This is a genomic window from Accumulibacter sp. (assembly GCF_023806635.1).
Classification (GTDB): domain Bacteria; phylum Pseudomonadota; class Gammaproteobacteria; order Burkholderiales; family Rhodocyclaceae; genus Accumulibacter.
Map to the genome: position 1 here is coordinate 21,266 of NZ_JAMTDQ010000020.1, position 11,647 is coordinate 32,912.

The following is an 11,647-nucleotide window of genomic DNA, read 5'->3' on the forward strand; positions in this document are numbered from 1 at the left end:
CCCGGCGACGCGGAACTTCAGTTTTTTCGATGATTGCCCATTCTTATATCTGTTTGTATCGAAGCTTTTCCTGGCCCAGAATGCGCCGGTCTTGATCCCGAGCAGAGCGAGGAACAGCATGAACCTGCACATCCGGTCGCACGACTTCGTCCTCACCGACGGGCTGCGGCAACCTGTGGCGACGCGCCTCGCCTGCACCCTGAATGATGGCCGGGAGTTCGTCACGCGGGTGGTCGCGCGTCTTGCCGATGTCCTGGAGCTGACCCGCGGCCGCACGCGGCGACCGGCATGAGCGCCAGCGTCGACAGTTTCGCCACCGGCCCGATGTGGGCCGGCTTCATCGTCTTCGTTCTCGGCATGCTGGCGCTCGACCTGTTCGTCCTCGGTGGCAACCGGGCACGGCGGGTGGCGGTCCGGGAAGCACTGGCCTGGGTGATCGCCTGGTTCTGCCTGGCACTCTCCTTCGCCGGCCTGCTCTGGTGGTATCTGAACGGCACCCAGGGCGCCGAGGTGGCGCAGCGCAAGACGCTCGAGTTCCTCACCGGCTACCTGATCGAACAGTCGCTGTCGATCGACAACATGTTCGTCTTCGTCATGATCTTCAGCTACTTCGCGGTGCCGCCGGAGTTGCAGCGCCGCGTGCTGCTGTACGGTGTCCTCGGGGCCATCGTCATGCGTGCCGGCATGATTCTCGCCGGCGTCTGGCTGGTGACGGAGTTCGCGTGGGTGCTGTACGTCTTCGGCGCCTTCCTGGTGATCACCGGCATCAAGATGCTGATCTTCGCCGAGCACGATCCCGACCTCGAGAAGAACCCGCTGCTGCGCTGGCTGCGCGGGCATCTGCGCATCACGCCGGGCTTCCACGGCGAATCCTTCTTCGTCCGCCAGAACGGGATCGTGTGGGCAACGCCAATGTTCCTCGTGCTGGTGCTGATCGAGGCCAGCGACCTGGTGTTCGCGGTCGACAGCATCCCGGCGATCTTCGCCGTCACCACCGACCCATTCATCGTGTTCACCTCCAACATCTTCGCCATCATGGGCCTGCGCGCGCTGTATTTCCTGCTTGCCGACATGGCCGACCGCTTCCACCTGCTCAAGTACGGGCTGGCACTGGTATTGGTCTTCATCGGCGGCAAGATGCTGGCGGCGCCGTGGTTCCACATGCCGATCCAGTGGTCGCTGGCAATCGTTGCCGGAACCATCCTCGTTTCGGTGGTCGCCAGCCTGCTCCTGACGAAGCCGCGGCTGGCGCCGGGAGAAGTGGAATGAGCCGGCCGATGGACCGGCCCGCCACCGCGGGTGGCCTGCGCGTGCGCACCTGGATCGAGCAGCCGCGCGTGCAGAACTTCATCATCGGCCTGATCGTCGTCAACGCCGCCCTGCTCGGCCTGGAGACCTCGGCCAGCGCGATGGCCGCGGCCGGCGGGCTGATCATCGCGCTTGACCGGGCCATCCTGGCCGTGTTCGTCGGTGAAATCGCCCTCCGCCTCTACGTCCACCGTGCGGCATTCTGGCGCGACCCGTGGAGTGTCTTCGACTTCGCCGTCGTCGCCATCGCCCTGCTTCCTGCAACCGGGCCACTCGCCGTCCTGCGTGCGTTGCGCGTGTTGCGCGTGCTGCGCCTCCTGACGATGGTGCCTTCGATGCGGCGGGTGGTCGGGGCCCTGCTGGCGGCGATTCCCGGGCTTGGCTCGATCGCCATGGTGCTGCTGATCGTCTACTACGTCTTCGCGGTGATCGCCACCAAGCTGTTCGCTGCAACCCACCCGGAATGGTTCGGCAGTCTCGGCCGTTCGCTGTATACGCTGTTCCAGATCATGACCCTGGAAAGCTGGTCGATGGGTATCGCCCGGCCGGTGATGGAGAACTTCCCCTACGCCTGGATATTCTTCATCTGTTTCATCCTGGTGGCGACCTTCACCATGCTCAACCTGTTCATCGCCATCATCGTCAACGCCATGCAGAGCTACACCGAGGCGGAGCAGCACGACACGAAACGGGCCGTCGAAGCGGCGCGCGAGCACATCGAGGCCGATCTGCACACCGAGATGCGCAGCCTGCGCGACGAAATCCGCGCCCTGAAATCGATGCTGTCCGGCAGCGCGACCATCCCGCCGGCGCTGGCGCCAGGGCGCACCGCCGGCACAGAAGGATGAAGCAGGGACGGCGGCATCCTTTTCCTCCTCACGCCGACAGCACGCCAGGCAGCGTGTCCGAGCCTGCATCGCCTGCCCAGGCCGACGACAGGGTACCCTGGCACGCCCGCTCCGCAACGACCGCCGCCAGCGAACTGGGTGTCGATCCTGCTGCCGGCCTCGCTGCCACTGCGGCGGCGGCCAGGCTCGCCCGCCACGGTCCAAACCAGTTGGTCGGCAAGGCGCCGCGCCCGGCATGGCAGAAGCTTCTCGACCAGTTCCGCAGTTTCCTCGTCCTCGTGCTGCTCGGCGCAGCCATCCTGGCGGCAATGCTGGGCGATGTCGAGGACGCCGTGGTCATCGCCATCGTCGTCATCCTCAACGCGACGCTGGGTTTCCTGCAGGAACACCGCGCCGAAGCCGCGCTGGCGGCGCTGCAGAGCGAGTTCTTCACCAACGGCAAGCTCTGGCTGGCACTCGCCGGCGTCGTCGCCCTGCAGGTGGTCGCGGTGCATTGGGGGCCGGCACAGGCGGTGTTCGACACCGTCGACCTGAGCCTCGACGACTGGCTGCTGGCGACGGCGATCGCGTCGACGACGCTGCTCCTGGAAGAGGCGCGCAAGCTGTTGATCGTGATCGGCGGCGCTCTTTCGGCAAAGATCGAGAACGCACTCGGCCACACGTAGTCCGGAAGTCCGGATTTCCAGCCACGGATCCTTTCGTGACAGGCTCTTGCCACCGATCCCGATTCGGGACTATGCTGACGCATGCGAATCATTGCCGTCAGCTACCTGCGATCATTCTGGGAGAGCAATCCGGACGCGGAGCAGCACTTGAAATCGTGGGCAGATGAGGCCAGGAAGGCCAGTTGGAGGCAGCCGGCGGACATCAAGGCTCAGTACCGAAACGCCAGCATCCTCAGGAATCGCCGGGTCGTGTTCAACATCAAGGGCAATGACTGTCGCCTGGTGGCCTCGGTAGCGTATCGCTACCAGGCTGTCTACGTGAAATTCGTCGGCACACACGCCGAGTACGACTTGATAGACGCCGAAACCGTCGCAATGGATCGCTGACATGGACATCCGCCCGATTCACACCGATACCGACTACAAGGCTGCCCTGCGCGAGCTATCGGCATATTTTGATGACGAACCGGAACCGGGCACACCGGATGGAGATCGGTTCGAGGTGCTGTTGACGTTGGTCGAAGCCTACGAAGCCAGACACTTCCCCATCGACCTTCCCGATCCGGTGGAAGCCATCAAGTTCCGCATGGAGCAGGCCGGGCTGACAGCGAAGGATCTGGTTCCAGCCATTGGTCGCTTGAACCGGGTCTATGAAATCCTCGCCCGCAGGCGTCCTTTGACGCTCAACATGATCTGGCGGCTGCACGACAGATTCGGCATTCCTGCCGAGAGCCTGATTCGTCCGTCCAAGCCATCTGCTGCCGCCTGACCGGCGGGGAACGCCAGGATGCTGCCGGTTCGCATCCTGAAGATCGGATGGCAGCGGCGGCGAGGGCGATCTGACACTCCCTCCCCGGCAGACGATCCCCTTCGACGTCGCCGTTCACACCGACCGGACGGTCTGGCGTTTCCATCATGTGTCGCTGGCCTACACGCTTCGGCTGCGGGCGCCCGGCGACATCAAGGCGATCAAGCAATAGGCCCGTGCAAGGCACGCGAGGAGGCGGCCTTCCGGCAAACCGCTTCGACAAGCGGGGGGGGGGCTCGCTGTCGATGGCCGCCGAAAGGCCTGCCTTCGCTTGCTGCCGCCGCCAGTGGCGGCACGGACTACAGACGGTTCCAGCGGGAATCGTCGGGCCGGACAACGCCCGCAGCCTTGGCTGGCGGTCCGATCCCGCCACGGGCCGATACACCGACTGCAAGCGGCAAACAGCTTCAGTGGCTATAAAGCACGATCCGTGCCAAAAGGAAAAAAATCATTAAAGCAGGGCCGCGTGCCTGCGATCGCGAGCACTGTGTAAGAAAGGCCGACAGACGGGTGGGCGCTGGCAGACCTCGCCCTCCGGTTCGCCCGGCCGGCCGCCTTCCCCGTCCTACTCGCTGACGACCACCGTCAGCGGCTCCATCTCCCGATACAGCAGCCCCAGCGGCGGCTTGCTCGAGACGGTGATGATGCGCGTCCCCGGCGGGTAGATCAGGTGATAGGTGAGGAACATGTGCGCCTCGTCGCAGCCGAGCAGCAGCGCGCGCAGGGCCGCGTAGCCGGCGGTCGCCAGCACCTCGACCTCGTCGTAGTCGCGCTTGTTGAGACGAATCGAACGCTGATGGAACTCGACCTCGGGATGCTTTTCCGCCAGCAGCTCGCGCATCAGCCAGTGCCGCACCTCGGGCAGGACGATGACGCCGACGCTGTCGGCACCGACCACCCACTCGACGGCGCGGGCCTCGCCAAACGGATCGGGAACGTGGTCGCCGAAGGCCTGGCACCAGCGCGGGAAGAAGGCCGAGTAGCGGCGCAGGAGCTTCTCCATGATGCCTCGCGGGCTAGCGCCCGCCGACGGCGCGGTCGATCAGGCTGCCGACGACGTCGGTATCCGAGACATAGCCCTCGAGTTCGTTGTTGTCGATCACCAGCACGCTCTTGACCGAATACTGGATCATCAGGCGCGCCAGGTAACGTACTTCGAGATGCTGCGACACCTGCAGCGCCGGCTTCTGGGCGATGTCGTAGACATTCAGCAGGTCGATGTCGCCGTCGTCGGCGATCACTGCCCGCGCCACGTCGCGATACGAGATCAGCCCGTAGGCATCACCCGAGTGGCGCTTTTCGACGACCAGCGACTTGACGCCGCGGTCCTTCATCATCATCAATGCCTCGCGGACGGTCGCCAGCGGGCTGATGGTGACGACCTTCTTCTTCATGATTCCGGCAACCAACATGGCAAGGACTCCTTCAGTCAACGACGGGACGGGCAGGGAAGCGGGAAAGCAGGCTCCGGGCGGCTCACAGCTCCTCCTCGACTTCGCGCCGGAAAGCCTGCATCTGCGCCAGGCCGATGCCGACGACACTGCCCAGCGGCAGCGAGAAAGCCAGTCCGCCGCCCGGCAGGTCCAGCTTCATCTGCATCTTGACGGCGCGCAGGATGCGCATCGCGAGCTGCTTCTCGACGACGCACAGCAGCAGCGACTCCTTGCGCTCGAGCCCGAGGCCGAGGAAGGTCTTGCGCTCGTTGTGCCGCAGCCCCTTGCCCTTGAGAATGGTGATGCCGGTGGCGCCCGCTTCCTTGAGGATATCGACCGCGCGGTTCTCGTCTTCGTCGGGAACGATCAGTACGACGGCGGAAAACTTCATCGTGTTTGCTCCTTGGCAGGTTTCGCGGCACGCTGCAGCCAGCCGGCGAGCATGCCGTAAGACATGACGATGATCATCGGCAGCAGCGAGGCAAAGGCGATCAGGCCGAAGCCGTCGATCATCGGGTCGCGCCCCGGCGTGCGCTCGGCCAGCCCGACGCCGAGTGCGGTGACCAGCGGCACGGTCACCGTCGACGTCGTCACGCCGCCGCAGTCGTAGGCGATCGGGATGATGAACTTCGGTGCGAAGCGCGTCATCAGCAGCACCAGCAGGTAGCCGGGAATCAGCCAGTAGGCGATGTTGGTGCCATCGACGATGCGCGCGCAGCCGATGACGATGCCGATGCCGACGCCGATCGACACCAGGGTGCGCAACCAGAAACCCTTCAGCTGGCCGAGGCTGACCTCGTCGGCCTTGATCGACAGCGCGATCAAGGCGGGTTCGGCCATCGTCGTCGCGAAACCGATCAGGAAGCCGTAGAGGTAGAGCACCCACATCGCCACGCCGTCACGCATCAGGCCGCTGGTCATTTCGTCGCCGAGCGGGAAGAGCCCGACCTGCAGCCCCTCGTCGAACATGAACAGGCCGACCGCCACCAGCACCATGCCCACCGCCAGCCCCCGCGGATCGGCGAGCGGCCGGCGCAGGATGACGAAACTCGAGAACAGGACGACGGCGATGATCGGCAGCAGGTTACGGACCATGATCAGGAAGTCGAGCAGCAACTCGAGCGCGGCGTACTTGTGCTGATCGTCGCTCGGCAGCAGCAGCACCGCGCTGCCCGCCTCGGCGGGAACGAAGAAGACGATGCCGTAGAGCTGGATGATGATCATCGGCGCCAGCGCGCCGAAGGCGATCAGGCCGAAACCGTCGAGCATCGGGTTGCGACCGCGGATGCTGATCGCCAGGCCGACGCCGAGCGCGGTCAGCAGCGGCGCGGTGACGGTCGAGGCGACGACGCCGCCGGAATCGAAGGCGAGGCCGACCAGTTGTGGCGGCGAGAAGATCGTCAGCATGATGACGATCAGATAACCGGGAATCAGGTAGTTGCCGATCGAGTGGCCGAGGACGATGCGCCAGACGCCGACGACGACCGCCAGCCCGACGCCGAGCGCCGCCACCATGCGCAGCGTCAGCGCGCCCATGCTGCCACCCGACACCGCCTCGGCCTTGTAGGCGACCGCCATCAGCGCCGGCTCGGCGGCGACCGAGGCGAAGCTGACGCAGAAGGCGAAGAACATCAGCCAGAGGAAGGAGCCGCGCCGGGCGAAGTCGAAAGCCATCGTCTCGCCGGCGGGGAAGATCGCCGCGTCCAGCCCCTTGACGAACAGCGCCAGGCCGAGCAGGACGACGGCAAAGCCACCGATCAGCGCCGCCGGGCTGTCGGGCATGCGCTGGATGAAGAAGACCTGGAAGATGAGGACGACGATCAGCGTCGGCGCCAGGTCGCGCGCCGCTTCGTGCAGCAGCTCGCGGATGACGCGGACGAGCGAACCGAGACGCACCCTAGGCCTCCACCGCCGTCAGCGAGCGGCGGCGGGCCTGGAAAACGGCGACGAGGCGACGGTGAAAATATGCTGCAGGAAACGGGTCGGAATCAGTCGTCTTCGCCATGGGCCATGATCATGCCCGAGATCGTCGGCGGCGACAAGACTTGCAGGTCAAATCACCCTGGCATGGCCGGGTGCCGCCGTCCTCGTTCGCGGAAGGCTGCTGCAGCCCGTCGGCAGCGGCGATCGTGATTGACGGCTGCGGCCACGAAAGGCCATACTCATGTCCGCATCATCGACCGGGCCGGGGCGCCGGGGCCTGCGGCAAAGAGCGCCATGCGGAGGGTCGGCGCGACGTGCCGCCGGCGGCCGCGCGCCCGGATCCGGTCGCCAAGCCGCCGATCCCGCGCCCCACACTTGGATCGGTTTTCCGCCGCAGGCAGGGCCCGCAGATGATCGACCGCTTCGCACCCGTAATCTACATTCTCGGCATCCTGATCGTCGGCTTCGGCGGGCTGATGCTGCTACCGCTCAGCCTCTCCTGGCTGAGCGACGATGGCGCGCACAGCGCCTACGACGAAGCCGTCCTGATCACCGTCGCCGTCGGCGCCGCGCTGACTTTCTCGGTGCGCCACCGGCGGCGCGAGATGCGCGTGCGCGAGAGCTTCCTGCTGGTGGCGCTGATCTGGTCGCTGCTGCCGGCCTTCGGCGCGCTGCCGCTCTACCTGCACATCGACGGACTGTCGTGGACCGACGCCTATTTCGAAGCCGTCTCGGGACTGACGGCGACCGGGGCGACGGTTCTTTCGGGGCTCGACCACCTGCCGCTGTCGATCAATTTCTGGCGCACCTTCATGCACTGGATCGGCGGCCTCGGCGTCGTCGTCCTCGCCGTGGCGATCCTGCCGCTGCTCGGCTTCGGCGGCCGCAGCATGCTCAAGGCGGAAACGCCGGGGCCGATGAAGGACAGCAAGATCACCCCGCGCCTGACCGAAACGGCCAAGGGTCTGTGGGTGGTGTATGTGATCCTGACGACGGCCTGCGGCATCAGCCTCTACCACGTGGGGATGAGCCCCTGGGATGCGATGATGCACGCCTTCTCGATCATGGGCCTGGGCGGCTTCTCGACCAAGGACGCCAGCCTCGGTCATTTCGACAGCGTCGAGATCGAACTCGTCGTCACCTTCTTCGCCCTGCTCGCCGGCATCAATTACAGCACCCACTTCCTCGCCCTGGCGAAGCGATCGCTGCGCGTCTACCGCTCCGACGTCGAGGCGCACTACTTCCTCGGCTTCCTCGCACTGAGCAGTCTCGCGCTGACCCTCTACCTGATGCCCGACGGAATCTACGACGATTTCCTGACGACCTTCCGCTACGTCGCCTTCCACTCGGTATCGCTCGCCACCTCGCTCGGATTCGCCACCACCGATTATGCGCAGTGGCCGCTGTTCGCACAGTTGTGGATCCTCTTCCTCGGCAGCTTCGTCGCCTGCTCGGGATCGGCCGGTGGCGGCATCAAGATGATGCGGGCGGTGATCCTCTACAAACAGGTGTTCCGCGAGCTGATGCGGGCGATGCACCCACACGGCCTGCAGAGCGTGCGCTTCGGGACGAGCATCGTTCCCGACCACGTGCTGCACTCGATCCTCGGCTTCCTCTTCATCTACGTCGTGTCGATCGTCTCGCTGACGCTGCTGATGGTCGCGACGCGGCTCGACGTGATCACCGCCTTTTCCGCCGTCGTCGCCTGCATCAACAACACCGGCCCCGGCCTCAACCTCGTCGGACCGGCGACGACCTACGCCGTGCTCAGCGACTTCCAGACGTGGATCTGTACGTGGGCCATGCTGCTCGGCCGCCTCGAGATCTTCACGCTGCTGGTCCTGCTGATGCCGGCTTTCTGGCGGCGCTAGCTCCACCGGGAAGCCGGCGCCGGCGGAACATGGTCCCGCAACGGCGCCGGCGCCTTCTACCAGCGGATCTGGACTTCCTGGATGACCTGCGGTGTCGCGCGCTGAATCGTGAACTTGATTCCTTCGACCTCGATCGTCGTTCCCGGCTTGGGAATCTCGCGCGCAAACTCGAGCAGGAAGCCGGACAGCGTATCGTAGCTGCCCTCGCCCGGCAGTTTGAGGCCGAGCTTCTCGAGCAGCAGCGTCGGGTTGGCACGCGCGCTGACGAGGTAGTCGTGATGGCCGATCTTGCGGAACCATTCGGCCGGCTTCTCCTGGCGGTCGTACTCGTCCTCGATGTCCTCGACCACTTCCTCGATGATGTCCTCGATCGTGACGATGCCCTCGGCACCGCCGAATTCGTCCATCACCACCGCCATCGCGTCGCCATCCTTGCGCAGCTCGACGAGCATCGACTCGGCGCTCTTGCTCGTCGGCACATAGCGCGTCGGGCCGATGAATCCCTCGATCGGCGTCGCCGGGTCCACACCGAGCAGGTCCATCGTGTTGAGCACGCCGATGACGCGGTCGATCCGCCCGTCGTAGACCGGCAGGCGGACGTGCGAGCACTGCACCGCCAGACGCACCGCCTCACCGACGGTGCAGCGCCGATCGACGGCGTTGACGTCGATCAGCGGCACCATCACCTTGTAGACCGTGGTCTCAGAGAAGTTGAACATGCGGCGGATCATCGTCTTCTCGATCTGCTGGATGTCGCCGCCCTCCTGCGGCGGCATCTGCACCATGCTCTGGATCTGTTCGCGCAGCGTGAACGGGTTGTGCTCCTCGCGCGCGCCGGCGAGGCGCGAGAGGAACTTCGACAGGGTGACGAAGAAGATCAGGATCGGCGCGAAGAGGATCGAGAAGAAGCGCAGGATGTAGATGACGTAGGGCGTGATCACATCGGCGCGCTGCTGGAAGACGCTCTTCGGCACGATCTCGCCGAACACCCAGATCAGCGGCGCGACGAGGACGACCGCGAGCCAGCTGCCGGACTCGCCGAAGAGCTGGATCATCAGCGCGGTGGCAATCGTCGAGTTGGCAACGACGGCGATGTTGGTCCCGACGAGCGTCGTCGACAGCAGCCACTCGGGCCGCTTCTCGAGCATTTCGAGCGCCATCCGCGCGCCCCGCGATCCCTTGGCCGCGTCGTGGCGCAGCTTCATGCGGTCGGCGCTGACAACGCCCAGTTCGGAGCCGGAAAAGAAGCCCTCGGCAAGCAGGCAGACGACCATCAGCAGGGCCGTGAGCAGAATATCAGGCATTTAGGCACCCTCCCCCTTGTTGTCCGATTTGGCCTCGTTCGACGCTGCGGCCGCATCCACCGCAGCGGCCGCCGGTGACGTTTCGCTGCCGGCAGCCGGGTCAGCGGCGTCAGCCACCGCCGGCGCGCTCGGTACCGGCAGACGTTCGACGAGAACGCGCGTGATGCGGTTGTGTTCCAGGTCCTCGACGGTGAACCTGAGGCCGCAGAGTTCGATCGTCGCGCCGCTCGCCGGCAGCTCGCCGAAGGCCTGCAGCAGCGCCCCAGCGAGGGTTTCGACTTCCTCGCTCTCGATCCGCACGCCGAACTCCTGGCTGAAGTCGTCGAGCGGCATGCTGGTGTCGATCAGGCGGCGGCCGTCCGCGAGGTCGCTCATCAGGTGCCGCGGCACGACGTCGCTGTCGGAAGGACTGGCGATCTCGCCGAAGACGCATTCGAGCAGGTCCTCCATCGTCACCAGGCCCGTGACGCCGCCGTACTCGTCGACGATCAGCGCGAACGACAGCTTGCGCTGGCGGAAGGTGTGGAACAGCTCGACAGCCGGTTTCGATTCCGGGAAGAAGTGCGGCTGCCGCAGCAGCTTGCGGAGTCCCTGCGGATCGCGCTCCAGCCGGGCGAGATCGACGCCGAGCAGGTCGCGCGTATGGAGAATGCCGAGAATGGTGTCGCGATGCCCCTTGAAGACCGGATAGCGCGACTGCCGCGTCGCCCGGATCTGCGCCAGCAGTTCGCTCACCGGCAGGTCGGCCGCGAGGAACTGGATGTCCGAGCGTGGCCGCATGATGTCGCTCAGCGACTTGTTGCCGAAGTCGAAGATCTTCTCGATGTACTGCGCTTCCTGGCTGTCGAGTGCGCCCTCGCCGACGGCGTCATGTACCAGCGTGCGGATCATGTCCTCGGTGACCAGATTGCCCTCCGAGCGCTGCTTGCCGACGATCAGCGTGATGAAGAAATCGGCGATGTGCCGGATGACCTCGCGCAGCGGCGTGATCAGTCGTGCGAACAGCGCGATCGGCCGACACTCCGCATTGGCAAAGGCGACGTTGTTGCGGATCGCCAGCACCTTCGGCGTGATCTCGCCGAAGAGCAGCAGGATCGGCACCATCACCAGCAGGTTGATCATCTCGTTCTCGGCGCCGAAGAGGTGGATGATCATCGCCGCCGAGATCACCGACGCCGACACGTTGACGAATTCGTTGCCGATCAGGATGGTGACAATCAGCCGCCGCGGCTCGCTGCGCAGGCGTTCGATGAGCTCGATGCGCGGGTTCTTCGCCGCGCGCATCTGGTCAAGCTGAAACTGGCTGAGCGAGAACAGCGAGGTTTCAGTGCTCGAGAAGAAACCCGAAAAACCGAGCAGGACGACAAAGACAATCAGTTCGATCCATAGGGCAGGATCCATGGTTCACACCTTCCTCCAGTCAGAGACCACAATTGTTACGTCTTCCTCTCCCAGAGGGCTGAGGCGCTCGCTCATCCCGCGAACGG

Annotated in this window: 13 protein-coding genes; 7 read left to right on the top strand and 6 right to left on the bottom strand. The window is 65.2% G+C overall.

Going from position 1 to position 11,647, the window contains the following annotated elements; all coding sequences use genetic code 11:
- The first annotated feature begins 118 nt into the window (after positions 1–118).
- The 6 genes from NFW30_RS03330 (at position 119) to NFW30_RS03355 (ending at position 3,590) form a co-directional block, all read left to right on the top strand.
- Complete coding sequence (locus NFW30_RS03330) at positions 119–292, top strand: hypothetical protein (RefSeq protein ID WP_295350966.1); 174 nt, start codon at positions 119–121, stop codon at positions 290–292.
- The gene (locus NFW30_RS03335) at positions 289–1,269 is read left to right on the top strand and encodes a TerC family protein (protein ID WP_295350969.1); all 981 of its coding nucleotides are present in this window, start codon (positions 289–291) and stop codon (positions 1,267–1,269) included. The genes NFW30_RS03330 and NFW30_RS03335 overlap by 4 nt, the downstream gene beginning before the upstream one ends.
- On the top strand, positions 1,266–2,156 hold the full coding sequence (locus NFW30_RS03340) for an ion transporter (RefSeq protein WP_295350972.1): 891 nt from the start codon (positions 1,266–1,268) through the stop codon (positions 2,154–2,156). Before NFW30_RS03335 ends, NFW30_RS03340 begins: the two co-directional genes overlap by 4 nt.
- A 53-nt stretch (positions 2,157–2,209) precedes the next feature.
- Positions 2,210–2,821 (top strand): cation-transporting P-type ATPase, encoded by a 612-nt coding sequence (locus NFW30_RS03345; RefSeq protein WP_295350974.1) that lies wholly within the window; start codon positions 2,210–2,212, stop codon positions 2,819–2,821.
- 81 nt (positions 2,822–2,902) lie between these two features.
- The gene (locus NFW30_RS03350; RefSeq protein ID WP_295350977.1) at positions 2,903–3,208 is read left to right on the top strand and encodes a type II toxin-antitoxin system HigB family toxin; all 306 of its coding nucleotides are present in this window, start codon (positions 2,903–2,905) and stop codon (positions 3,206–3,208) included.
- Between the two features lies 1 nt (position 3,209).
- Complete coding sequence (locus tag NFW30_RS03355) at positions 3,210–3,590, top strand: transcriptional regulator (protein WP_295350980.1); 381 nt, start codon at positions 3,210–3,212, stop codon at positions 3,588–3,590.
- 604 nt (positions 3,591–4,194) lie between these two features.
- Here NFW30_RS03355 and NFW30_RS03360 read toward each other — a convergent pair.
- The 4 genes from NFW30_RS03360 to NFW30_RS03375 all read right to left on the bottom strand — a co-directional run bounded on the left by NFW30_RS03360 (position 4,195) and on the right by NFW30_RS03375 (position 6,958).
- Positions 4,195–4,632 (bottom strand): hypothetical protein, encoded by a 438-nt coding sequence (locus tag NFW30_RS03360; RefSeq protein WP_295350983.1) that lies wholly within the window; start codon positions 4,630–4,632, stop codon positions 4,195–4,197.
- A gap of 13 nt (positions 4,633–4,645) precedes the next feature.
- Complete coding sequence (locus NFW30_RS03365) at positions 4,646–5,041, bottom strand: CBS domain-containing protein (RefSeq protein ID WP_295350986.1); 396 nt, start codon at positions 5,039–5,041, stop codon at positions 4,646–4,648.
- A gap of 64 nt (positions 5,042–5,105) precedes the next feature.
- Positions 5,106–5,453, bottom strand: a complete 348-nt coding sequence (locus NFW30_RS03370) for a transcriptional regulator (RefSeq protein WP_295350988.1) — start codon at positions 5,451–5,453, stop codon at positions 5,106–5,108.
- Positions 5,450–6,958: a DUF1538 domain-containing protein gene (locus tag NFW30_RS03375; protein ID WP_295350990.1), complete on the bottom strand. Its 1,509-nt coding sequence runs from the start codon at positions 6,956–6,958 to the stop codon at positions 5,450–5,452. Before NFW30_RS03375 ends, NFW30_RS03370 begins: the two co-directional genes overlap by 4 nt.
- A gap of 437 nt (positions 6,959–7,395) precedes the next feature.
- Between NFW30_RS03375 and NFW30_RS03380 the strand changes: the two genes are divergently transcribed.
- Positions 7,396–8,856: a potassium transporter TrkG gene (locus NFW30_RS03380; protein WP_295350993.1), complete on the top strand. Its 1,461-nt coding sequence runs from the start codon at positions 7,396–7,398 to the stop codon at positions 8,854–8,856.
- 56 nt (positions 8,857–8,912) lie between these two features.
- Here the strand turns inward: NFW30_RS03380 and NFW30_RS03385 are convergent, their stop codons facing one another.
- Both NFW30_RS03385 and NFW30_RS03390 read right to left on the bottom strand, forming a co-directional pair.
- Positions 8,913–10,160, bottom strand: coding sequence for a hemolysin family protein (locus NFW30_RS03385; RefSeq protein WP_295350995.1), 1,248 nt, complete (start codon positions 10,158–10,160; stop codon positions 8,913–8,915).
- Positions 10,161–11,561 carry a hemolysin family protein gene (locus tag NFW30_RS03390; RefSeq protein ID WP_295350998.1) on the bottom strand — a complete coding sequence of 467 codons (1,401 nt, stop codon included), beginning with the start codon at positions 11,559–11,561 and terminating at the stop codon, positions 10,161–10,163.
- Positions 11,562–11,647 lie beyond the last annotated feature (86 nt).